This is a genomic window from Frankia casuarinae, assembly GCF_000013345.1.
Lineage (GTDB): Bacteria > Actinomycetota > Actinomycetes > Frankiales > Frankiaceae > Frankia > Frankia casuarinae.
The window spans coordinates 3,024,109-3,046,765 of sequence record NC_007777.1; the positions used below are offsets into that span (position 1 = coordinate 3,024,109).

Consider the following 22,657-nt stretch of genomic DNA (forward strand, 5'->3'; position numbering starts at 1 on the left):
CACGGACGCCGAATGTCATCGAGGACCTGCGGGCGCGGCGCATCCGACGAAACGCGGTCCTCACCGTCGCCTGACATCGCCCCAGCGCGCAACCCCGTCGCACCATCCCGTTCAAGGAGGCAGTGACCGTGTCCTGGTTTGTCGACGACGCCGACGTCGCCGCGATTGTTACGCTCTGTCGTTCCCGCGCGATCGGAGCGGGCGTCGACCCGCGGGTCCGCGCCGTCGCAACGGTCAGCGGCCCCTATCCAATGCCGACCTGGGAGACGCTGCCGCAGTTCGCCACCGACACGCTGACGATCCGCTGCGGCGGCGCGGACGAGGCACAGCGGGTCGCCGCCGCTCTCGCGTACCCGGATCTGCCGGCATCCGTCCACCAGCCCCTGCTCGTCGTAGCTGGCGGAGCGGACACGTTGCCGACGCCGGACCAGGCCCGCCATGTGGCGGCCACCGCGCCCAGGAGAGAACTGCTGCTCGTGGCAGGCGGCGACCACCTGCTCGGAAACAGACGATGGGCCTGGTTGAACCGCACCGCCGACTGGCTGGCCGACCAGGCAACACCCTCAGGCCGCTGACCGGTCAGCAAACGATAATGACCTTTACTCCGACCGCGTCATAGGTTCCACGTGCCACGTGCCACGTGCGCGTGCATCCCTCGTCGCGAGGGCCAGGTCATGTTCCTTGACGGCCAGAGCCACCAGCCCGTCGTACACGGCGCCCCCAGCGATGCCAAGGCGGCTCAACGTCGTGTGAACCTTCTGGGCGTGTGAGCCGCTCAGAGCACACGGTGCCGTAAACCGCGCGTCGAGCAGGCGCGCGGCATCCGGCCCCGACAGTCTTGCGTCGCCCGGCAGTCTGGTGAGCACCGAGTAGGTCTCCGCCAAAGCATGCCCACTCAGCGTGAGCTCCCGCCCGTCCCACCATCGCACCACGTCCACGTGATGCGTATGCGAGCGCACCACGAGGGGAACCGCGACACTCGTGTCGACCGCGGTAGTCATCTGCGACCCGCGTCGATGAGGCCGAACAGGATCTCGTCATCAACAACCGTGTCGCCGGCCGCCACGAGCACGCCGTTCTCCTCCACGAGGCGCGCGGTCCTGCCGGCTGGCACGACCTGCACACCAGCGCCGTACGGCGAGATGTCCACCTTCGTACCCGGGAGCAGGCCCAGCGCGTCGCGGATGAACTTGGGCAGCACGATCCGACCTGCTTGATCGACGACAGCTTCCATGGGAAGGCGATACCAGTTCGATCCCATCACCATGCCTCGCAAGCCGCCGGTCCGCTGGTCGGGCAACCGTGCGGTCGACGTCGTCCCGGCCCGTGGGCCTCCTCCGCCGCACCCCGCGAAAACCATTTGAGTGATCGTCCCAAGTCGACGACGATCTGAGGCCGAGGTGATGGCCGCGGTGTCGACGCTGACCGACGAAGAGGTCAAGACATTCATCGACGAGGGCTTCGTACACGTCCGACGGGCGTTCCCGAGGGCCCTGGCAGACGCATGCCGTTCGATCCTGTGGCGCATGACCGGACTCGATCCCGCCGACCCGGCGAGCTGGACCCGTCCCGTCATCCGGATCGACGGAAGCGGAGAGGAGCCCTTCCGGCAAGCCGCCAACACACCACGGCTGCGCGCCGCGCTCGATCAGCTGGTCGGACCCGGTCGGTGGCGGCCACGCACCGGTCTGGGCACGTTCCCCATCCGCTTCCCGCACCCCGACGACCCCGGTGACGCCGGCTGGCACATGGACGGCTCCTACCTGCCGGACGGCGAAACGTGGTTCTGGCTGAACATCAGATCCCGCGGCCGAGCTCTGCTGATGCTGTTCCTGTTCTCCGACGTCGGCCCCGACGACGCACCAACCCGCATCAAGGCCGGATCACACCTCGACGTGCCGCCGTTTCTGGCACCCGCGGGCGAACGCGGCCGCAACGGACTGGAGCTGTGCGGACAGCTGGACGAGGCAGGCAAGCTCGACAGCCCCGACCGCCCGTTGGTCCTCGCGACCGGGCAGGCCGGCGACGTCTACCTCTGCCACCCGTTCCTCATCCACGCCGCGCAACGACACCGCGGGTCCGTTCCACGCTTCCTCGCCCAGCCGCCGCTGGACCCGGAGGGCCCCCTCGACCTGAATCGCGCCGACGACTCCTACTCCCCGGTCGAACTCGCCGTCCGCCAAGGGCTGGGTGCTGCCGAATAGGGTCCCAGACACTCGGAGTCGCCCCTCGGGTAGGTCGTCCCAGGCCAGGCGACGCCACGCCGGCCGATGTCGTCATCGCGGGCGACTCCGCCGGGCGGAGGCCTCGTTCTCAGCCTGCTGCACCGGCTACGTGATCACGGTGACAAGCTACCAGCTGCGGGGGTGCTCATCTCTCCCCTACTCGATCTCACCGGGTCCGGCGCCTCGTTCCAGGAGCGGGCCGATCAGGATCCAATCTTCAGCCCCGACCTCATCCGCGGCGTCGCGGAGACCTATCTGGGCGGCGCCGACCCCCGCGATCCCGCGGCGTCGCCGCTCTTCGCCTCCCAAGCGTGCCTCCCGCCACTGCTCATACAGACCGGGGGCGCCGAGATACTCCTCAGCGACTCCGAGCGTCTCGCCGCCGCGACCGCGGCCGGTACCGATGTCGTCCTGGACGTCGCCGACGAACTGCCTCACGTGTACCACGGCGCCGTTGACACCCCCGAGTCCATTGCCGCCGTCAGGCAGATCGCCGAGTTCGTTCACCGCGCGGACGAGCATCGTGGGGGCAGACCGTCTTCCACGGCCTGATCGCCCGATCAGTCGGGTCGCGTCTCTTCCGGTGCTGACGACGCGCCGCAAGTCGCGCACCCATGGTCGATCGGGAGAGAGTCGAGGCCCGAAAACGAGTCGATGACAACGACATCGCTGAACATCCCACCCTTCCCGCACCGGCCCGGCATGCACCATCTCGACTTCCGGGTGAAGCTCGTCGGCCACGATCCACGATGGCGGCAGTTCCTGCGGGATCCATGGCTGGACTACGACGCAGTCCGAGATGCGCTGATACCAGCGTCGGCGTACCACGACACGACTACGGTGCCCGGTGCGGGCTCGGCAGTGGCCACCGCGGCCGGCGGTCAACTCGCCGTGTAGTCGGTGTAGTCCCGACAGGCTCCGTAGTCGTCGGCGTCGAGGTAGTGGCACCACGGAAGCTGCGAGTCGGGAAAGCGAAGTCGGCTCGTGCCTTCCAGCTCGCGACCTCCACATGAGCACCAAGATCGCGGACGGGCTCAAGCGCGGGCACGAGGTCCGTGTCGCGGCTGAACAGGACACCGACGTCGTACGCGCCCTCGCAGGCAAGGCGCACGAAATCCACGGCGAATGCGACGTCGATACCTTTTTCCTGCGCGGGCTCGGCCGGCCATGCCTTCGGGTAGCGGAGCTGCCGGCGGACAACGACCACCCGAGGATCACGGGTCCAGCGGTCGGCCTGCCGGTCACTGGCCCTCGCGGCCTCCGGCTGGTGATCGGGGCTGGGACGGCCGCGGTAGACACGGACTGCCGCGAGCTCACCGCCGAGCGGTCGACCATTGACGATCCGCCGCGCCACGCGCACGGAATCAACATGACCATGCTGGCCAGGTGTGCCGGAGGGCAGGAACCTGCTGCGGCAGCAACAACGCGCGGCCATCCGCCTCGGCTCGATGAGCCAACACCCGCGCGGCCTGGTCGAGTCAGGTCAGGTAGATCCGAAACCCGGCGGCGGAATGGGTGAAGCCGACCGCCGCGTAGAAGGCGTGGACTTCCGACCGGTCGTTGCGGGACAGAAGCTGAACCTTGTAGCAGTTGGCGGCGCGAGCGGTATCGAGAACGTGGGTAATAAGCGTCTCGCCGACGCCGCGGGGCGGGTCTGGGCGTCGACGACCATGTTTTCGACGATCGCCCACGGCCGGCTGCCGTGCGTCAGGTTAGCGATGATCACTAGATCGGCGGGCAGCGCGGGCCGGATGCAGAGGCTGCTCATGACACCGATCGTGCAGCCGGCTCGCCGCACCGATCAAGGCCGCTGCTCGGCCGCTCGCAACGACGGAACGTCAGCCCAGAATCGCGAGGAGCGTCTCAGATCGGTTCGACGACGATGTCAGCGCGGTCAAGTGTGGCGGTGTAGGCGCCTATGTCGTCTGGGTCGCTGGTGAGGATCTGGGCCGGACCGTGAAGAGCAGCCGCGATGACGACCAGGGCGTCGATGACGTCCGGCCGCTTCTTCGGGGGAAGACTGGCCTCGGCGAGCATGGCCCCCGCCCGTTTGTACGAGTCGAGGGTGAAGGTTCTCGCGCAGGCGACGCAGCCGGCGGTGCTCGACATGCCGCGCATAGGGGAAGCGCTCTCCCGAGTCTGGGGCACGGTGCAGTCCTTCAGGTACTGGCTGAAGGCATGTACCGTCTTCGGGTCCGGTCGCCACGCCTGGGCAAGGACCGGTCCGATGACGACCGGCCGGTGCGGAGCCGCGCGTAAGCCGTGGTGGAGCAGCCGCGCCGCCGAGCTGTCTCGCAGGAGCGCCACGAGCATCCCGGCGTCATAGACGACAGTACGCGCGATCATGCGACGCTCGCGGCGTCCGATCCAAGCGCGCTGTTCAGGACCCGGCGGACGAGCGCCTGCTCGTCCAGGGTCAGGGCGTCGAACGAAGGCAGGTCCGTCTCAGGGACGCCGCCAGCCTGCTCAAGGGCTGCCTGGTTGCGCGCGTCGAGTGCCGCGAAGGTCGCCGTAGCGGCATCGTCGCGCGCCATCTGCGCGACGGCCGCCGCGATCATGTAAGCGGACACATCCATGCCTGCCGCCTCGGCGTGCATCCTGACCGCGGCCTGGACGTCCGAGGACGTCGAGATCGTGAACCGAATGTTTGGCATGCCGGTATCGTAACACAGCGTATTACGCTGTCGTAGTGATCAGGCCACGGGCCGCGATCAGCCAACGACCGGCGCCCGGGCTGAAGCAGGCGGCCGGCTCTGGGCTCCGCCTACCGGTCGTTCCTTGTTTGTCCGATTTGCCGATCAAGGACCATCCCCACCAGGAGCGCCAACGCATCGGACGTGATGAGGGCGTCCGCCTCTGGATCGCCGGACAGGTGCAGGCCCATGCCCGTCAGGGTATCCACGACGAATACCCCGCCGGACTGGTGCGTCCGGCGGGGTGGGGCGTCAGGGACGCCAGACCACTTCCACCCGTTCGGGGTCGAAGCGGTTCGTTGGGCCGTCAGCCGCCTTCAGTACGACGGCCTCGATGACGGTACTAATGATCTCCCAGCGCTGCTCCAGCTCCAAAGAGGGCCAGCCCTCGGCCAGGTTCGTGACCTTGGGGCCGGTGTGGGCGCGTAGCCACTCGGCCTGCTCCGCCCTCAGGTGCAGGATGGATTGCTCCTGCTCGCGCACACGGGGGAAGACGTACGGGCCGGGCAGCTCGTCCCGGTCATAGGCACCCATGAGTTTCGCGATCTTGGCCTCCGCCTTGGCCAACTCGCCCGCCCTTGGCCACCTGCCCACCTCGGCCTCGACGTCGCGGCCTGCCAGGTAGGCCAGGACCAGCTCGGAGACAAGGTCATCAACATGGCGGCCTGTGACGCCGACCTTGCCGCACCCGCCCGCGGTGACGGCCTTGCAGGCGTAGTGGTGCTTGCCCCACCGCCGGTCGTAGCCGCCCATCAGGTGGCGGCCGCGGAACCCGCAGCAGATGATCCCGGACAGCAGATACTTCCGTCCGCCGATGTGGACGTGCTTGGAAACCCGGCTGGGGTCGCGGAGCTTCGCCACCACCGCCTCCCAGACATCCAGGTCCAGGATGGGCTGCTGCTGGCCCTTGACCGGCTGGCCGTCCGCGTCCACCACGTAGCGCTTCTCCAGCGGGACGGAGGTCGGGCCGTACACCCGGTAGCCGACGATGCGCGGGGACAGGTAGATGTTGCGCAGGACGGGTTTTTGCCACTTCTTGCCCATGGCGCTGGCGATGCCAAGATCGTTCCACTGGCGACAGATGGTGTGGAGGCCGACGCCGGCCAAGATCTGATCCGCCCCCGCGACCAGGAGCGCCGCCGCCGGTTCGTCCTTGGTTTCCTTGTCGGCCAGCCAGCCGAAGGCACGGTTGCCCCCGACGGTAATGCCGGCCTGGGCCATGGCGAGGTGCTTGCGCCGAACCCGCTTGGAGGTGTCCAGGGACTGCCGCGCCTTGAGGGTGACGACGATCCGGCAGGCGGGGACGGGGAGGCCGGGGGCCGGCAGGTCCGGCCGGCCTCGGAGCGGGTCCGTTCGAAGGACAGGAAGCCGGGCGGGCAGCCGGGTCACCCGGGTGCCGGGCTGCCCCGGGGACCCGGCCCCGGACCGCCGGTTACGGGCGGACGAGCCGACCGGGTGCTCGTCGTGCGAGGCGGGCCTGGCCGGTGGGCAGGTGCTGGCGGACATGTGGACGCAGGTACGCGACGTGCCCGAGCCGCGGGTCGAGACGACCGAGTGGGCGCTGCCGCGCAGGCGGTGTGGCTGCTGCGGGAAGATCACGGCGGCGAGGGTGCCGGACGTGCCGTGGGCGACGGCGGGCTCGGTGTGCTACGGGCCGCTGATCGGCGGCGCGGTGGTGCTGCTGGGCAACGAGGGCAACGTCCCGCTCGCGCGGACCGCGCTGGTCCTCAACGGGATGTACGGCACGGCGGTCTCGACCGGCTTCGTCGCGCGGACCCTGCAACGCGCCGCCGAGGCGCTCGCGGCCCGTGGCTACGACGAGAAGATGAAGGCGGCGCTGCGCGCCGAGCCGGTGCTGTGCGGTGACGAGTCCCTGGTCAACGTCCTGCGCAGGGACCTCGACGAGGCCACCGGCAGGCCGACCGAGGGCGCCCCGCACCTGCTGGCGCTGCGGACCCCGTGGCCCGGGCTGGTCTGATACGCGGCGATCCCCTCCCGCTCGTCGGAGGCGATCGACGCCACCGGGGTCCTCGACGGCTACACCGGCTACCTCACCCGCGACGACTACGCCGGCTGGCACCAGTACGACACCCAGGTCGCCGGCGTGCAGCTCCGTTGCCAGCACCTCATCCGAGCTCTGCGGGCGGTGCTGATGCTCGCGCCGAACATCCAGAAGTGGGCCGGCCAGCTCATCGAGCTGTTCCGCGAGGCGAACGGCCTGGTCGTCGCCGCCCGAGCTGCCGGGTGCACCCGCCTCGACCAGGACGTGATCGACGGGCTGCGGGCCCGGTTCGACCGGGACGTCGAGGTCGGCCGGCTGGCGAACATGTCCCGGCCCTGGAAGGACGGCAAGAACCATCCCGGCCTGGTCCTGGCCCGCCGGCTCGCCGCGAAGGCCGACCAGGTCTGGCTCTTCCTCACCGACTTCAAGATCCCTTGGACGAACAACGCCGCCGAGCAGTCGATCAGGCTTCCCAAACGGCACCAGGCCGTCTCGGGCTACTGGCACACCCCGACGACCCTCGCCGGGTACCTGCGCGTGCGCTCCTACCTGGTCTCCACCCGCGACCATGGCATCCGCCCGATCGACGCGATCAGGATGCTGCTCGCCAGCCGGCCCTGGCTACCCACCCCCCGGGCCGCTCTCGCCGAACCGGACGGCCTCGCGGTCGCTACCTAAATCAACATCAACACAGAGGTGCTGGGACCGTCACCTCTGAATGGACACTGCCAGGCGTACGCCTTGTCGTCAAACAGCGGGTTTCCGTTGTTAAACGCCAGATACCAGCCTTGCGCGTAATACAAAACTTTCTGCAGCTTCAGCGGAGTGATGACCCCGCGTTCGCCCTGATCTTGGCTGGCACGCTCAATAAAGGCGTTTGCGATATTCCGTGCTTCCATCTTTGCCATTGTTACTTATTGTAACAGCGAATTTTACCCCCCCATAGGAGTTATTGCAAACATAAGAGAAACGCCGACGCGGGCGAAGGGCTGAGCCAGAGGCGTTATTATTCCATTGGACCGGTCGCGCCCTTCCGCGACAATGAGTGACCACAGAGATGCGAGCCGTCTAAATTCATAACTTAGTTTGTCCGATTTGCCGATCCAGGACTTTGCCAACCAGGAACGCCAACAGGCCATACCGCCACTCTGCGTGATCAAGTGGGGCGGAACGTACCATCCCACTCGTTCTTTCCGAGATCGGCTGGTCGGCGAGTATTCCGGTGGACGGTGAGGTCACCCAGGTCGGTGCGGGAGGTTCAGGTGGTCGGGAGCTGCTCGCGGCGGGCGGCCAGCGCATCGATCTCGTCCTGGCGGGCGAACGGCCCGGGCAAGGAGGAGATCCACCGGCGGGCGGAGGAGAGCAGGCGGTCGACCGCGGCGAGATCGGCGGCCGTCCCGACGCCGTCGGGACTCACCTGCAGCTCAACAGCGAGCAGGAGTGCCGGCACGGCCTGCAGTGCGAGTCGGCATGCCGACTCGGTGGCCTCGTCTAGCATCGCGGCCGTACCGGGATCCGCGAGAGCGCGGTTAATCCAGAGGTGGCCGAGGGCCGCCCAGTTGCGGGCCTGTGCCGAGTGGCCGGCAGCCCGCGCCAGCCGCGCGAGGCCCGTCGTCGCTGCGGTAGCCATCTGGAGCGAGACGCGTAGCGGTTCGAAGACGGCCGTGCGGGCGACGTATCTTGCTCGGGCGGGCAGCACCACGTCCCGAAACAAGTCCACCGCCTGGGTGAGATCGCCGGACGAGTACGGGTGGCTGGCGAGGTAGGTCGCGTAGTTGTGCAAGTGGTGAGCCAGCAGGTCGGGGAGCGGACCGGTGGTCAGTACCGCCGGGTCGATTTCCACCATGCGTAGCCAGACCAGCCACCCGCGGCGCACATGGTCGTCAAGTATCCCGGCCGGTGGGGTACCGTCCGCAGGCGGCCCGCAGCTGGCCTCGGCCAGCCGGCGCAGGGTGTCCAGCTGCCGGTTGGCGGCCGAGAGAATCTCCGCGGCGGCGCCGCGGTCCAGGCTGCCCCGCTCGAACAGGTCGATGCAGTACTGGCTGGACGCCATCAGCGCCTCGACCAGCACCCGCTTGTCCCGCTCCGCGTCGTACCGGACGAGGTCGAGCCGGAGCACGTCGGCCCGGCAGCCGGCGACGGCCCGGACCGGATCGTCCGCCGGCAGGATACCGGCCAGCCAGCCGTGTGCCTGGCCCAGCCAGGTGAAGGCGTCGAGGCGTAGGCGCTCCCGGGCCTGTGCGTCGGTGAGTACCTGGCGCACGGCGCCGAACAGCGCGATGGCCGCGGTGCGCCGGGTGGCCAAGGGCCGCTGGGCGAGAGCCGCCGCATCGGGAAGGGCGGGCAGTCGCGCGTCGACCGGCCCGCCGTCGACTGGCGGCAGCGCCCGCAGCGCCTGGGCGACGAACTGGTCAATGATCGAGTCCGGGGTGAGTAGCGCCTCCAGCGCCAGCTGCCCGGGGCCCCGGGCGGAGATCCACAGGTGACTCGTGTCGCGCAGGGTTCCCACGTCGAGCAGGCGATGCAGGAGCTGCCCAGCGACCAGCTCGTGCGCGGCTTGCTGGCCGACGGGCCCCTCCGCCGCCGGCAGTGCCAGCCCCGGCAGGGTGGTGTCGACGAGGTCGAGGTCGCGTGGCAGGACCGGCGAGGCCGTCGTCCGCGGTGCGCTGATCTCACATCTGGTTAGCGATTCAGCTGCTGCGGAGGGGGCCAGCGGCACCTCCCAGGCGGTGGTCAACGGACGTTGCACCGCACGCGCGCGGATGCCCGCGGCGACCAGCGCCGGCTGGGAACGAAAAACCTCGACGACCACCGCGGCCCAGGCTGCAAGCCGCAGGTCGGGTATCAGCCTGCTGCCGTCCTGGTAGGCCAGCACGGGCAGGACCTCGGTGAGCGCCGCCCGGAGCGGATCGAGCAGGCGGTTGACCGCCACTAGGACGACCGCAGCCTTCGTATCGGGGCCGAATCGGTTGAGCGTGGCGTTGGCGATCTCATTCGGCAAGGTCGCCCCACTCGCGGTAGCGGCCATCCGATCGAGGATCACCCATCCACGGGTGCCGAGCTCGGCGGCGCCCGCGAGCTGCGCGGCCTGCGCACGGGTCGGCAGGGGGGCGCCGCGGGCGATCTCCGACAGCGTGACCCGGGTGAAGTCGGTGACCCAGGTGATCCGCCCGAGTGGGTTGGGCTCCAGAGTGTCCGGCCAGGGCACTCCGAACAGCGGCGCCACCTTCCGGGCCAGCCGGGCGGCTACCAGTTCAGCCCGCGTCTCCGGCACCGGCGGCACCACCGCCGGCAACAGGGTCACGACCGTCTCCTCCTTCATCCCCGCTCCAACGCCCGCCCCCGCAGCATCCCGATCGTAGTCGCCGAACCCTGCCTCCACTTGGCAGATTTTTTTCGCGAGTCACTAAAATCATAGACAGTTTTACCATTTTCCGCTAGAAAGCCGGCATGCTCACGGACTTTGCTGGTGGCGGCTCGACGACACTGGACGATCGAATGTCACCCCAAGCCGTCATTCAGACACCTGTAGTCACAATCTCCATGGAGATCGTCTGCACGCTTCTCGGCGAGACCGCCGGGTTCCGGCGCAAGCTGCACCGGATGACCCGGTCTGGGGTGTGCGACGTGGCGCCGGTCCAGGTCGGCGAGCAGGCCCTCGTCCGTGGCAGCTGCGTGTGTCAGGACCTGGTCGTCGACGTGCTTGTCGACATCAGCCGCTATCTGGCGCAACGACCCGCGCAACGGCCCGCCGCCGCCGCCCGCGCCCACTGGCGCACCAGGGCGAAGTTCGAGTGGATCCGGCGCCACCGCCTGGCTCAGGGTGCTCAGGCCCGTGTCGACCGGATCCGAGTCGGCGAGCTGGCCCGGGCGTTACCGGACGAGTACCACCGCGCCGTGCTGGAGTATCTGGTCGAGGAGGCGGGCCGGCCGGCGCCGCTGGAAGGCCAGTCGGCGCTTGAGTACCGGCTGGCCGAGCAGGCGGCCGCGGAGTTCGGGGGCTCGCCTGAGGAGCACCGCGACCGCGTCGCGGCGGCGTTGGGTGGCATCGAGCGGCACTGTCGCAGCGGGCGGCGCGTGCGCGACGGCGACGGCGAGCTGGTGACCTGGTGGGAGCGCTACATCGACCGCCCACTCGGCCGCCGGCCCCGGCAGGGCGACGTGCCGCTGGGGACGGCCGCAGCCGACAGCGCCCTCGCCCGACCGGCCGAGTCCGGCGCCGAGGATCTCGACGAGATCGTCCTGGCCGCGCTGCGCGACCGCCCGGCCGGAGCCGACCCGGCCGCCTGGCTGATCGACCGCGTGCTCCGGCTGGCGGCTGACGGTATGATCCCCGCGAGCGCGGTGGAGGCGTTCGGGACCGACCCGCAGCGCCTGGCCGCCGCGCTCGCGGCGCTGGCGGACCTCGACCGCGCCGAGCAGCGGCTAGGCGCGGTCGAGGGTGCCGTCCGCGCCGAAGAACCGGCGCAGCTCGCTCTCCCCGGGCCGCCCGCCCGACGCCAGCGCGGCGGTCAGCAGCAGCCGGTTCCCGCCGGTGAAGAACGGCTCGGCGAGCGTCCCGTCACCGCCGAACTCAGCAGACTGCCAGCCGTGCGCGCGCATCACCGTCAGCCCCAGCCGCGCCATCCGCAGCGCGTGCTGCGCGACGGTGACCCCGTCCGGCGGCGGGGTCCGCGCGGCGAACAGCACGTGATGCGTCGTGACGGCCAGGACCGGATCATCCAGCACCGCCCGGCCGTGAAGGTGGTGGCGCAGCAGCCGGGCCAGCATCATGCCGGCCCGCATCATCGTGGCGTAGTCGTCGTGGGCGTCGTAGAGCTGCACCCCGTGCTCCCAGGCGGCCACGTCCGCCTCAATGCCGGCCCGGTCCAGCGGCCACTCGGCGCGGACTACACTGACCTGCGACCAGTCCGGCGAGCCGGCGGGAGTACCGCCCGGTCCCGCACCCGGGAACGGTCCGTCGTGCCCACTGCCGGGCAGCCAGTCGACCTCGGTCCCGCCCCGCTCAGCCCATCGCTCCGTGTAGAAGCCGATGAGCCGCCCGAACGGCACCCGCGAGGCCCGCAGGAAGTCGATGCTGGCATCGAGAAGCTCCACGTAGGTGGGAATGGCCCGGCGGGTGGCCCCGTCGGCGAAGTTCCGCAGGAGGGACTCGGCGCCGACCAGCGCCCAGCCCCCCGCAGGGCCCACCTCGCGCGCGAGCGCCGCGGCGAAACCGGCCGCGTCCGCGGTTGCCGACGCCAGGAACGGCCGTTGCAGGTCGCCCCAGACATCGGGCTCGTCGCTGGCGGCCGGCGCGAACTCGTACCGCCCGAGCCGAGCCATCAGGCCGGCGACGTCGGCGGGCAGGGCGCCGGCAACGGGCTGCGCCGGCCCGCCGGTGCCCGCGGCCGGTCGGCCGGTGCCAGGAGGTGCCGCGCCGCCGCCGTCGTCCCGCCTACGCCTGTTCCACCTGGCCATGATCGTCTCCCGACTGTGCGGCGATGGGCTTCGTCGGGGTGGCCTGACGGACCGGCACACGGCACACGGCACATATACGCTGCGCCCGCAGCGACGGGTGGCCGCAGGGCGGCTCGTCGCCAGCACTGGACAGCTTGGTCGGCATCGGGGGATTCGCTGTGGACGGCCTGAATCTGGAGATCGACGCGCTGGTCGGCCCGGCGCTGGATCTACTGGCCACCGCGGAGCGCGACGGGGACCCGGTTGCCGCCCGGGCCGCCGTCGGCCTGCTGGCTCAGGCATATGACCTCGCGCCCGGCCACTCCGGCGCGCCGGGCCTGGCGATGCTCATCGCCGAGTGGGAGGGCGAGCTCGCCCAGGCGGATCTGGGCAGCTGGGACAGTGTGGTGCTGTGGTGGCGCCGGGGCTGGCCGGCGCCCCGGCCCGGCGGCCGCCCGTCCCTGAGCATTGCCGAACTCGATGCCATGGAAGGCGCGCTGCACGGCGAGCGCTACGTCAACGGTCGCGATCCCGCCGAGCGGGACGCCGCCATGCGCCTGCTCGCCCCGCTGGCCGACGCGGGCAAGCTCGGTCCGCAGGACCTACTCGGCTACGCAGCGCTCCTGATCGTCTGGTACGAGCAGGACGCGGTGCCGGCCGCCCGCGACACCGCGCTCGACCTGCTGGCGCCCATGGTCACCGCGGGCACCGCCGACCCGGGCATCGTGGCCGACTACGCAGAGCTCGTCTTCGACCGCGCCGAACAGAGCGGTACCACCCGGGATTGGGCCCAGGCCGTCCACTGGCTGCGCGAATCCCTCCGCATCGGCGGCGCCCAAAACGTCGCCGACACCTGGGACAGCCTCGGCCACGCCTACTGGGCGTGGAGCCGGCTCGATGACGACGACGCCCTGTTCGACGAGGCGGTCGACTGTTTCACCGCGGCGGTACGGCACGGTCAGCCCGCCGAGCTCCTCGCGCCGGCAGCGCTGGTGTTCGTCGCGGACCGGCTGCGCGAGCAGCGGCGCAGCGCGGGCGGCGTGGACGACGCGCTGCTGGCGGACATCCGCGCCGTGCTGGCACTCGCGGACCAGATCGTCGACCGGCCGGAACTGGATACCGAGATCCGCGCGACGGTGGCCATGGAGATTCTCACGCTGCAGTACCTCATCGTCGACGGGAACGAGATCACCCGCCGGCTGGTGCAGGAGGGCCTGGAGGCGTTCCCGCTGGCCGGGGACAGGTTTGACCGCCTGCTCGGCTACGCCGACGCGCACCCCGACCCGCCGCAGGGCTGGTCGAGCAGCCGGGCCGCGATGCGGGCGATGACCAGTCTGCTGCGCGCCATGTTCGGCACCGGGCCCCGGCCCGGCGCGGACTTCGGCCTGCAGCATGCCGCCGAGGCCATGCGCACGGCCGAGCACTCGGACGACGCCGCCGCGTTGTTCTCCCTCATCTCCGCTGTCGCCGGTGGCTTCTCCGGCGACCTGGGCCGGGTGAAGGCCGCCGAGCAGCTGGTCGGGACCTCCGCGGACCCGAGCGCCACGGCGATCTCCCTGTTCGCCCGACTGGGTCAGATGCTGCTGGTCGGCATGCCGGCCGACGGCGCCCGCACCGCCGTCGAGCTGCTGTCCGTCTTGGCCCGGTCGCTGGCACAGGTTCTGGGCGGTGGCCTTCGGGGCAGGCTGCAGCCACCTGCCGCCGACACGGGCAAGCCCGGTCACCTCATCGAGGTCAGCCAGTACCTCGACGTCAGCCGGCGCCTCGACGTCGGTCAGCTCCGGGAGATCGCCGACGTCTTCGCCGCGTTCCCGGGCTGCGACGCCCTTGTCGCGCAGGCAGCGGCCGCGGAAGTGATCGCCGGCATCATCGCGGCGACTTCAGCCGGCGCGCCCGCGGATCGCCTCGCCGAGTTGCGCGCCCGCCTCGCGGACGCCGACCAGGCCTGGGCCGACAGCAGTGCGCAGCTACCGCCACCCCCGCGGGCCATGGGCACGCAGCTGTTCGCCCACGGCTGGCAGCTGTTCGCGGGAGTCACCGGGGACCGGTCCGCCGCCCGGCTCGCCGTGGCACGCTCCCAGGCGGTCCTGGACTGGTTCGACGGTCCTGACCACCCGATGTGGCCGATGGTCGTCATGACCGCCGCCCGCGCCCGGCGACTGCGCGGCGAGCCCGGCGACCTGCCCGGAGGTCGCCGCCTGGCGCTGCGAGCCCTGCGCGGGCACGCCTGGCTCGTGCTGCTGCAGTCGGGCACCCGAGACGCGCTGGAGGTCGCCCGCGGGGCGGCGGCGGATGCCCGGGTGGTGCTGGAGTGGTGTGTCGAGGACCTGCGGGGCGGCGACGAGCAGGCCCGCGACGACCTGGTGACCGCCGTGGAGGCCGGCCGCGGCCTCGTCCTGCACGCGGCGGTGACCACCCGGTCGGCCGCGGAGCAGCTGCGTGAGCTTGGGCATGCCGACCTCGCGCAGGCCTGGGCAGCCGCAGGCCTCGAACCGGCCGAGGCCGACCCGGCTGCGCAAGGCCCCGGCTGGTTCGCCGACGGGGCCGAACGGTCCGCGCTGCGCCGGGCTGTGCTGGCGGCGCTGAGCGAGTCCGCCGCCGGACCCGACAGCCTGCTGCTTCCACCCAGCATCGGCGAGATCCGCGCAGCGGTGGGCACGCACGGCTCCGACGCACTCGTCTATCTGGTCCCCGGCGTCGACCGGCCCGGGCATATCATCATCATCCCGGCTGACGGGACCAGACCGGTGGAACATGTCGAGCACCCGGGGCTCGTCAGCGCCGACGACTCCCCCATGGGCCGGTACCTGGCGGCGTACGCGGGTTGGCGCCAGGCTGCAGGCGGTGAGGGTGCCAGGCAGGGTGTGGCCGAGCCAGCGGCCGCGTTCGCGGCGTCGCGCGCCGCGCTGGCGGCGTGGCGCGCTGCGCTGGCGGAGCTCACCGAGTGGGCGGGTCGCATCGCCGAGGTGCTGCTGGACCGGGTCTCGGCTGTCGCGGCCGACACCACCTGGCCGACCTTCGTAATCACCTCGGTGGGGGTGCTCGGCCTAGTGCCCTGGCACGCCGCCGTGCTGGACGTCGAGGCGCCCGGTCATCAAACCGGCGGCGGCACCCGGCTCGCCCAGCGGGCGACGGTGTCCTACATCCCCTCGGCCCGGCTGTTGTGCCGGACGGTCGCGATGCCCGCCGCTGCCGACGGCGACGTGCTGATCGTCGGCAATCCGGTGGGCGCGGCGTCCCACCCTGCCGGTGACGCCGCCTGGCATCTACCATCGGCCTTCTACCCCCGCGCCATGCTGCTGGGCGGGGGGCCGTCCCGGTCGGGCCGCGAACCGGCCACGGTGGCGGGCGCGGGGGCGTCCGGGGACGGGACGCCGGCCGAGGTGCTCGCCTGGCTGCGCCGGCCAGGCGCCCGCCGCCTAGTGCTCCACCTGGCGTGCCACGGCTTCGCCGTCCCCGCGGACCCGGCGGCGTCGCATCTGGAGCTCGCCGACGGACGGCCGCTGACCGCCCGCGAGCTGCTGGCCGAGCAGAGCGCCGCCACCCGCGTCGAGCGGGTGTTCCTCGCTGCCTGCTCGACCAACGTCACCGGTGCGGACTACGACGAGGCGTTCAGCATCGCGACCGCGTTCCTCGCCGCCGGCGCCCGCACCGTGTACGGCTCTCTGTGGGATCTGCCGGACAGGTACACGGCCACCATGATGTTCGTGTTGCACCACAACCTGGTCGTGGAGGACTGTTCACCGGCCGAGGCCATGCAGGCCGCCCAGGACTGGGCGCTGGACCCCTACCGGACGGCGCCGGCCACAATGCCCGGCCCGGTCGCCGCGGCCATGGTGGACGACGCGTGGCTCCCCTTCGTTGACCCGGCCGCCTGGGCCGGGCTCGTCCACCTTGGCGCCTGAGCGCGTACCCGGGCCTGGGCCGCTCAGGGCTGGTCGGCCTCGATCAGGGGAGCCCAGCGGTCCGGGTTCTCCCGATAACGGTTGAGGTAGCCGCGGACGGAGGCGACGCTCAGATTGAACAAATCACCAATCGTTGCCCGGCTGTCGACCCGGCCCGGTTCGCCCCAGGGCCGGGCGGGGCAGATCTCGGCGGGGTCCACCTCCAGCCGGCTGGCCCGGGTGCCGCATCGTGGTGCGGCGTCCAGGTTGGCAGGGTCGAACGTGATGCAGCGGCCGGTCGGGGCGTGCTGAGGCTCGATGGTGTCGCGCGTGATCTGGCCGGGGCCGCGCACGGCGCGGGCCGCGAGGATCTCCGGCGCCCGGCGCAGCGCCGACCGCGGGCCCGTCCAGTCCGCGCTGTTCCTGATCTGCGCCCGCAGCGCGCGGATCACCGGCTGCCGCGACGTCCACAGCGGCGGCAGTGCCGCCGCCACGAGTTCCTGCGGGTCGAGGCGACCCGCGTCGAGGGATATCGCCGCCGCGATCCGGCGGCGCAGCGCAGTTCTCATCGCCGCGACGTCCGCCGCGTCCGGTTCCAGCGGCCGCGCGGGGCTCGCCTGCGGGTCGGCGACGGCGAGCATCACCCGGCGCAGCCGGGAGAGTAGCAGGTACAGGTCGTCATCACCGCCGACCCGGAACTGGTCGACGGCCCGCGAGCCGCACACCCAGTTGGCCAGCACCGCACGGTCCGCCCGGTTGGTGCCGGCGGTCAGCACGCCCAGGACCCGGTCGGCCAACGCGTCCACCGCGATGATTCGGGTCAGCACCCGCGTGTCGTCCCCGGGCGCCAGCGCCGGCGGCAACGTCTCCAGCTGCACGGAGGCGATCTTCTTGTTCGCGGTAAGCCAGCCACGGCCCAGACCTCTGGTGAGCCGTCGGAAGACCACGTCGGCCTGCGGCTGCACCGCAGCTCCGGCACCAGCCGCGGGTGATCCACCGGGCCTGCCGACGCTCTCATCGCCATCGCGGTCGGCACTGCGGTCGATGATGTCTGCCGCGGCGGCGAAGTACATCGCCGCGTCGAAACCCTCGTTGCCGTCGAACCGGTGTCGACGGCGGCGGGACATCTCCCGTCGGGTCCACTGCGCGATCTCCTGCACGTACGCGGCGACCTCGGCCAACGGCTCGCCGCGCGCGCCGTCTTCGCGCAGTTCGCGCGCGGCGCAAGCATAGGCCGCGAGCTGCACCAGGAAGCGGCGGTCACCGACGACGGGCAGGGGAACGTCCGGCAGCGGCGTGTCGCCGGCCTCGTACGCGGCGGCGAGCTCCATCCCACGGTCGAGGATCTGCGCCGCCAGCTCAACCGTGGTGCGCTGCGGGCCGGCCGGGTCCGGCCGCTGGCAGGCCGCGACGGCGCTGACGAGAGTCAGGTGCAGCGGCCACTCCGCGCGCTCGGTGGCCAGGGCGGTTCCCGCCCGGTACGCCTGGTCGATCGCTCGGATGAGTGGCACCGGATCCTTCTCGGCCACGACGAACGCGGCGGGGACGGCGAGGCCGGGCACCTGCAGATAGGTCCGCAACCAGCTCGCCGCGCGCCCTGCGACGATGTGCACGCCCTCGTTGCCCCGGGTGCGGGTGAGCACGCAGAGCGCCAGCAGCTCGTGCTGGTCGGGCGGGATCGACTGCGGCCACAGAGCGCAGACCTCCTCCGCGCGCACCACCATCCGGTGCAGCAGGTCGTCGAGACCGTTGCCGCTCGCCAAGACGCGGTCCAGGTCGTAGGAGTCGAGCTGGGCGAGGACGGCGCGCGCGGCGCGTTCCAGCTGCGCACGGTCGGGCAGGTCAGTCATGGTCTCCGCGTTCCTTGCCGATGCGGCGTACGTACGTGTCGATGCCGGAGCGTGGCGCCGCCCGCGGCGGCCCGGTGCCCGCCGGCGGCCCCTGACGGGCAGGTCACGGCCCTGCGCCATCTGGATCGGTCACCCGGACCCGGACAGCGGGCAGCTGCGCCAGGACGACGGTGATCGTGAGCTGGGCCCGCAGCGTTCCGTCGGGGTGCGGCGCAAGCGGCGTCCAGATGCCGCTGCCGTTGTCGAACGAGACCTCGACCGTTCTCGGCCAGGCGGCGAAGTCCCCTTGGCCGCCGACGGCGCCGACGGAGGTTTCCGGGCGACGGCGGGCCACGACATGCACCTCCCCGGCGTGGATCTCCCAGTCCAGGGTGCGTTCGATGCCGGCGAGCCCGGCGAGGTCGCGTGGGATCTCCCAGCGGCCACGGGCCGCCTCCGCGCGGTGCGCCGACTGATCGGAGGCCCCGCCCGGCTCGGCCGGATCGTCCCCGCGCTGCTGGGGCCCGTCCGTGGCGTGCATCGGCCCGAGGCCGGAGTTGCCGCCCATCATTCCCAGGCTCGCGGCCCCGGGAAGGTCCACGTCGGCATCGCGTAGCTCGTCCACCGCGAGCAGCGCCCACAGCCCGCCGTCCCACGAGCCGGACCGCGGCCGCCGATCAGCTGCGTCGATCGGGAGGTCCGCATCCGGCTCTGTGGTCGCGGTCGATTCCTGGCCGGCGGCGGCCCTGTGCGAGGCCAGCACCTGTTCCCGGTAGGGCGCCCAGGCCAGGGCCAGCGCATCTAGGACCCGCAGATCCAGCCGGGCCCACCGGCTGCGCGGTGGCCCGGCGAGCACCTGTTCGGCGACGGACACGACACTCGCCCCCAGCAGCTCGCGCAGATCCCCAGGGATACGCCGTCCCATGGTCCGGACACCGATGAAGACCGGCGGCCCGTCCGGATCGTCGGCCACGAACGCGACCCGCAGCCCCGGGCGCACGTCCGCCTCCATCGTCTGCTCCACGGTCAGCAGGGTGAACTGTAGACGGCCGCGCCCGCGCCGGCCCGGGGTCTGGTCGACGTAATCCACGCGGGCAAACCCGTCCCAGGCGAGCGGACCCGTCTCCGTGCCGAGCCCAGGTCTCCGTGCGACGTCCATAGCTGCCGACCTCATCTCCCGACGTGAGGCGCCGTTACCAGTGCCGACCCTGACACAGGCACTGACGGACGGTGGAGGGCGGCACCGGGCCGGCCGCCCACCAGCGCGGGGAAAACGCCGGGGTTTTCGTCCGCCGCCGGTGCTCACGGTGCAGGCCGCCGCCGACGAGTGCCGTGTTCACAGGCAGCCGTCCGTCAATCCCAACCAGCGGCCCACGTTTCGCGGGCGCACCGCCTGGTGCCGACCGACCGGTCGACGCCCGGTCACCGAACGGCCGGACGGTCACCTGACCCGCCGCCCGTCGGGTCCGCCACGACGCGAGGAAAGGCATCCGGACCGTGGATCTCCTGCACCAGCTCCCCACACCAGACGATCTCGCCCTCACCTACCTGATAAAGATCTTCGGTCCGGCGGCGCTGATCGTCCTGCTGTTCCAGCTCTACCTCCTGGTGAACTCGTGGATCTCCACGGCGAACGCCGGGCGGCGAGGCCTGCGCCGGGTGAGTGGGCAGGTGCGGCGCCTGCTCCAGATCGGCTGGGCAGCCCGGGCGACCGCAGTCGGTGCGGTCCTCGGCGCTGCGGCGCTGCTGGTCGCCTGGGTGGCGCTGTCCTCCACGATGGGCTACGGGGCGAGCTACCTGATCTTCGCGAACATCCCCCTCAGTGGCCCCCGGCTGCATCCGTTCCTGTCCTGGAACCACAACGACTCGGTGCACGCCTACCACGTGTGGGGATCACTGACGGTCGCGGTCGTGGCAGTGACTGCCGGCCTGCGCCGGCGTTCGGCCGAGACCGCCGGAGTCATCTTCGCGCTGCCCTGGATTCTCTTCGGCGTCCTGATGGCTCTCTTCACGGTCGCTTACGGGCTGGTGGGCGCCTACAACTGGTCGAATCACCGGGGCTTCCAGGTCGACGTCTACGGCGTACAGGCAAGCCCGGTCACGCCGTTCGTCCTGACCGTTGTCTCCGCCGCCTACGTCCGGGCGGCCAGCGCCATCGGACGACTTCCCGTAACCGTGGTCGCCCTGGTCACCCGGCTGAGCGCCTAATGGGCGAGCCCACGCAGCGGGCCGGCCCAACTCCGCCGAGCCCCGTCCGTCCGGGCCAGGAGGACGGCACCCTCTCGCCTTTCAGATCATCCGGAAGAAGAAGCAGGAGATTCATCATGAGCGGCGCCATCGTTTTCCTTCTGTGGTTCGTGGGCGTTGTTGTCGGAGCCACCGTCGTCCGGGCCCGAGCCGGACTCCCGACCATGCGGAAGCTCGGGCCGTCCGAGCTGGAAGGAGGGTACGGATGGTTCGCGACACGCATGGTCCTGGTCTGCTTCTGGCCGGTCACCCTGGCCGTCTGGCTGGCGCGTCGGATGCCCCCGCCTACGGTCCGTTTCGAACGTGACCAGCGCGGCGGATTTCGCCGCGTTCCGGCGGACCAGCCCGCCGCCAGCCGCACCGTACCGCCGGTGGCGCCCTCCTCCGACGACCGCTGAACCAGGCGCAACCACCCGCCGGGACGCACCACCCGGTCAGCTCACATCGCTTTTCATCGGCAATTACCCGGTTCCCAGCGAGCGAGAGAGTTCACTCATGCGCACAGTTCCGCAAATACTGCGCTCGGCCGCGGCCGCGCTGGTCGGCATACTGACCTTCGCCGGTGTCGCGCTCGTCGCCCCGTCGGCCGCGTCCGCTTCCACGCCGGATCCGGAGGTCTGGGTCGGTGCCCCGGTGGCGGGAACCTGGACCTCCGACCCGGCCACCCACCACTTCCTGTTCCACGACCAGGACCAGGGCGACTGGTCCGGCGACATATCCGCCGCTCCCGGAGCTGCGGTGAAGGTGTTCGTGGCGCCCCAGGCCGGCGGCTACCCGGTGGCCACCCGGGTCGACCAGATCGGTGAGGCCTGCCGTTACGGCGGCGGCGGAAAGTTTGTGAACGTGGGAATCTACGTCAACGAGCGCCGGACAGGTTCCGTCACCTACGGACACCTCGTTCCCGCCGCGAACCTCGCCGTGGGCCAGTGGATCAATCGCTGGGACTCGACCGTCGGCGCGGTGGCCACCGGCCTTCCCCGCGATGCCGGCTGCTGGACCGGCGAGCACGTGCACATGCAGTCGTACAACGTCCACAACTACTCGTGCTTCAACCGCGGCTACCGCCTCGGTTCGCCGCTGAACCCCACGAACTTCGTGAGTTTCGTGGGGGGCAGCCGCGGCACCCGGCAGCGCCAGGCCTGCCCGTAGCCACCGCGCCGCGGAATACGGAATACGGAGCGTTCTCCATCTGGGTCTTTCCGATTCGAGATGGAGCAAGATCGGCTATCGACGATCGGCTGGTTTGATCAACCATTGCCGTTCCGGCTACTACGCTCGGTCGTGGTCCATCGACCGTCGGGATGCGGGCTGAGATGACCATCCACGCCTATGTGGCCAGCATCCGAACTGGGCAGGTGCTGGTGGTCGACCCGCTCGCGGGTGTCGTGAGCGCCGCCATCGGAGTCGGCGTGCTCCCCTTCGGAGTGGCGGTGGCTCCCGACGGCAGCCGTGTCTACGTCACCAACTTCGGTGGGAACGACGTGTCCGTCGTCGACACGGCCACCGGGGCCGTCACCGGCTGACGCCCCAGTCACCGGCTGACCGCCGCCGTGAGAGTGATCGTCGTGCCGATGGCCCCCGAACCCGGGGGGTTCACGGTAGTGCCACGACCTGTGTCCACAGGTCCTCGGTGTTGCGGATCTTCGCCAGGGCCTTCCTCGCGCCGGACGAGGAGGACAGCGCTCCTTCCTAGCCGTCCTTCAACAGGTAAAGCTTCTGCCCACACGCGAGCGGAAGGAGCCGGACGGCCCGCGTTCGCCTGCCATCTTTCTCTGCCGCGCGGACATTAGACTCTTTCAAGGAAATTGTGCCCGTGGTTCAGTGAACCTGGCGGACGGGTACCAGTGCAGCCACGGTAACAAACATGGTCAACGACCTCCGGTCGGTCCTCTCCTGCGAAAGCGAGACCTCTGATGAGTATCTACGACACTATCGGCGGCGCGACGGCCGTACAGGCCGCGGTCGACGATTTCTACGTCCGGGTGACGGCCGATCCCGTTCTTGCACCCCTCTTTGCCAACCGGGACCTGCCCCGTCTCAAGGAACACCAGCGAGCGTTCATCGCCGCGGTGATCGGTGGTCCCGAGGTCTACCGGGGTCGGGACATGGCCGCGGTACATGCCACGCTCGGCCTCACCGACGCCCACTTCGACGCGGTGGTGGACCATCTGCTCGCGGCGTTGACCGGCCTCGGTGTCCCGACGGAAACCACCGGCCAGATCGGAGCGGCCCTCGCCCCGCTGCGTTCCGACGTCGTCACGATATCGAAGTAGTAATACCTCACATCATACACGACCTTGCGCGGCCAGGCTAGTGAAGCCGCACCCGGCTCGAACGA

At 70.8% G+C, this 22,657-nt stretch carries 23 protein-coding genes and 1 pseudogene; 11 read left to right on the forward strand and 13 right to left on the reverse strand.

The genetic code is table 11. The features are described 5' to 3' along the window. The first annotated feature begins 128 nt into the window (after positions 1–128). A complete protein-coding gene (locus FRANCCI3_RS12890; RefSeq protein ID WP_011436960.1) occupies positions 129–575 on the forward strand; it encodes a hypothetical protein in 447 nt (148 codons plus the stop codon). A 24-nt stretch (positions 576–599) separates the two neighbouring features. Here the strand turns inward: FRANCCI3_RS12890 and FRANCCI3_RS12895 are convergent, their stop codons facing one another. Together FRANCCI3_RS12895 and FRANCCI3_RS12900 are read right to left on the reverse strand one after the other, a co-directional pair. Continuing rightward, positions 600–1,001: a type II toxin-antitoxin system VapC family toxin gene (locus FRANCCI3_RS12895; RefSeq protein ID WP_011436961.1), complete on the reverse strand. Its 402-nt coding sequence runs from the start codon at positions 999–1,001 to the stop codon at positions 600–602. Then, positions 998–1,234: an AbrB/MazE/SpoVT family DNA-binding domain-containing protein gene (locus FRANCCI3_RS12900; RefSeq protein WP_035734508.1), complete on the reverse strand. Its 237-nt coding sequence runs from the start codon at positions 1,232–1,234 to the stop codon at positions 998–1,000. Before FRANCCI3_RS12900 ends, FRANCCI3_RS12895 begins: the two co-directional genes overlap by 4 nt. Positions 1,235–1,403: 169 nt before the next feature. On the opposite strand from FRANCCI3_RS12900, the gene FRANCCI3_RS12905 reads away from it, so the two are divergent. The 3 genes from FRANCCI3_RS12905 to FRANCCI3_RS12915 all read left to right on the forward strand — a co-directional run bounded on the left by FRANCCI3_RS12905 (position 1,404) and on the right by FRANCCI3_RS12915 (position 3,122). After that, complete coding sequence (locus tag FRANCCI3_RS12905; RefSeq protein ID WP_035959169.1) at positions 1,404–2,204, forward strand: phytanoyl-CoA dioxygenase family protein; 801 nt, start codon at positions 1,404–1,406, stop codon at positions 2,202–2,204. Between the two features lie 66 nt (positions 2,205–2,270). Further along, a complete protein-coding gene (locus FRANCCI3_RS12910; RefSeq protein ID WP_011436964.1) occupies positions 2,271–2,777 on the forward strand; it encodes an alpha/beta hydrolase fold domain-containing protein in 507 nt (168 codons plus the stop codon). Between the two features lie 102 nt (positions 2,778–2,879). Continuing rightward, on the forward strand, positions 2,880–3,122 hold the full coding sequence (locus FRANCCI3_RS12915; RefSeq protein ID WP_023842121.1) for a hypothetical protein: 243 nt from the start codon (positions 2,880–2,882) through the stop codon (positions 3,120–3,122). Here FRANCCI3_RS12915 and FRANCCI3_RS24600 read toward each other — a convergent pair. The 5 genes from FRANCCI3_RS24600 to FRANCCI3_RS12935 form a co-directional block, all read right to left on the reverse strand. After that, complete coding sequence (locus FRANCCI3_RS24600) at positions 3,061–3,660, reverse strand: NYN domain-containing protein (protein WP_011436965.1); 600 nt, start codon at positions 3,658–3,660, stop codon at positions 3,061–3,063. The genes FRANCCI3_RS12915 and FRANCCI3_RS24600 overlap by 62 nt on opposite strands. 43 nt (positions 3,661–3,703) lie before the next feature. Beyond that, positions 3,704–3,916, reverse strand: coding sequence for a GNAT family N-acetyltransferase (locus tag FRANCCI3_RS12920; RefSeq protein ID WP_049760921.1), 213 nt, complete (start codon positions 3,914–3,916; stop codon positions 3,704–3,706). Positions 3,917–4,088: 172 nt separating this feature from the next. Further along, positions 4,089–4,571 (reverse strand): hypothetical protein, encoded by a 483-nt coding sequence (locus FRANCCI3_RS12925; RefSeq protein ID WP_011436966.1) that lies wholly within the window; start codon positions 4,569–4,571, stop codon positions 4,089–4,091. Further along, entirely contained in the window at positions 4,568–4,879 is a 312-nt protein-coding gene (locus FRANCCI3_RS12930) for a hypothetical protein (protein ID WP_011436967.1), read from the reverse strand. The genes FRANCCI3_RS12925 and FRANCCI3_RS12930 overlap by 4 nt, the downstream gene beginning before the upstream one ends. A gap of 291 nt (positions 4,880–5,170) precedes the next feature. Beyond that, on the reverse strand, positions 5,171–6,139 hold the full coding sequence (locus FRANCCI3_RS12935; protein ID WP_083494858.1) for a recombinase family protein: 969 nt from the start codon (positions 6,137–6,139) through the stop codon (positions 5,171–5,173). 114 nt (positions 6,140–6,253) lie between these two features. Between FRANCCI3_RS12935 and FRANCCI3_RS24605 the strand changes: the two are divergent. After that, positions 6,254–7,598 (forward strand): annotated as a pseudogene (locus FRANCCI3_RS24605) (IS66 family transposase); the annotation flags it as partial. Here the strand turns inward: FRANCCI3_RS24605 and FRANCCI3_RS26245 are convergent. The 4 genes from FRANCCI3_RS26245 to FRANCCI3_RS25355 all read right to left on the reverse strand — a co-directional run bounded on the left by FRANCCI3_RS26245 (position 7,595) and on the right by FRANCCI3_RS25355 (position 12,380). Continuing rightward, a complete protein-coding gene (locus FRANCCI3_RS26245; RefSeq protein WP_131728941.1) occupies positions 7,595–7,828 on the reverse strand; it encodes a Panacea domain-containing protein in 234 nt (77 codons plus the stop codon). The pseudogene FRANCCI3_RS24605 and the gene FRANCCI3_RS26245 sit on opposite strands and share 4 nt — an antisense overlap. A gap of 350 nt (positions 7,829–8,178) precedes the next feature. After that, the gene (locus FRANCCI3_RS12950; protein WP_148214913.1) at positions 8,179–10,224 is read right to left on the reverse strand and encodes a hypothetical protein; all 2,046 of its coding nucleotides are present in this window, start codon (positions 10,222–10,224) and stop codon (positions 8,179–8,181) included. A 569-nt stretch (positions 10,225–10,793) separates the two neighbouring features. Next, positions 10,794–10,937 carry a hypothetical protein gene (locus tag FRANCCI3_RS26990; protein ID WP_237704541.1) on the reverse strand — a complete coding sequence of 48 codons (144 nt, stop codon included), beginning with the start codon at positions 10,935–10,937 and terminating at the stop codon, positions 10,794–10,796. Between the two features lie 408 nt (positions 10,938–11,345). Continuing rightward, positions 11,346–12,380 (reverse strand): hypothetical protein, encoded by a 1,035-nt coding sequence (locus FRANCCI3_RS25355; RefSeq protein ID WP_011436971.1) that lies wholly within the window; start codon positions 12,378–12,380, stop codon positions 11,346–11,348. A 158-nt stretch (positions 12,381–12,538) separates the two neighbouring features. Here FRANCCI3_RS25355 and FRANCCI3_RS23500 point away from each other — a divergent pair, with 158 nt between their 5' ends. After that, on the forward strand, positions 12,539–16,264 hold the full coding sequence (locus tag FRANCCI3_RS23500; RefSeq protein ID WP_011436972.1) for a CHAT domain-containing protein: 3,726 nt from the start codon (positions 12,539–12,541) through the stop codon (positions 16,262–16,264). A gap of 23 nt (positions 16,265–16,287) precedes the next feature. On the opposite strand, the gene FRANCCI3_RS12975 is transcribed toward FRANCCI3_RS23500, so the two are convergent. Next, positions 16,288–18,093, reverse strand: coding sequence for a hypothetical protein (locus tag FRANCCI3_RS12975; protein ID WP_041257912.1), 1,806 nt, complete (start codon positions 18,091–18,093; stop codon positions 16,288–16,290). A 103-nt stretch (positions 18,094–18,196) separates the two neighbouring features. Beyond that, the gene (locus FRANCCI3_RS12980) at positions 18,197–19,231 is read right to left on the reverse strand and encodes a hypothetical protein (protein WP_011436974.1); all 1,035 of its coding nucleotides are present in this window, start codon (positions 19,229–19,231) and stop codon (positions 18,197–18,199) included. Between the two features lie 338 nt (positions 19,232–19,569). On the opposite strand from FRANCCI3_RS12980, the gene FRANCCI3_RS12990 reads away from it, so the two are divergent. From FRANCCI3_RS12990 to FRANCCI3_RS13010, 5 genes are all read left to right on the forward strand, one after another. Next, the gene (locus FRANCCI3_RS12990; protein WP_011436975.1) at positions 19,570–20,280 is read left to right on the forward strand and encodes a hypothetical protein; all 711 of its coding nucleotides are present in this window, start codon (positions 19,570–19,572) and stop codon (positions 20,278–20,280) included. 116 nt (positions 20,281–20,396) lie between these two features. After that, on the forward strand, positions 20,397–20,717 hold the full coding sequence (locus FRANCCI3_RS12995; RefSeq protein WP_035912391.1) for a hypothetical protein: 321 nt from the start codon (positions 20,397–20,399) through the stop codon (positions 20,715–20,717). A gap of 97 nt (positions 20,718–20,814) precedes the next feature. Then, positions 20,815–21,468: a hypothetical protein gene (locus tag FRANCCI3_RS13000; protein ID WP_011436976.1), complete on the forward strand. Its 654-nt coding sequence runs from the start codon at positions 20,815–20,817 to the stop codon at positions 21,466–21,468. Between the two features lie 164 nt (positions 21,469–21,632). Next, positions 21,633–21,842 carry a YncE family protein gene (locus FRANCCI3_RS13005; protein ID WP_011436977.1) on the forward strand — a complete coding sequence of 70 codons (210 nt, stop codon included), beginning with the start codon at positions 21,633–21,635 and terminating at the stop codon, positions 21,840–21,842. Positions 21,843–22,232: 390 nt separating this feature from the next. Next, a complete protein-coding gene (locus tag FRANCCI3_RS13010; RefSeq protein ID WP_011436978.1) occupies positions 22,233–22,592 on the forward strand; it encodes a group I truncated hemoglobin in 360 nt (119 codons plus the stop codon). Positions 22,593–22,657 lie beyond the last annotated feature (65 nt).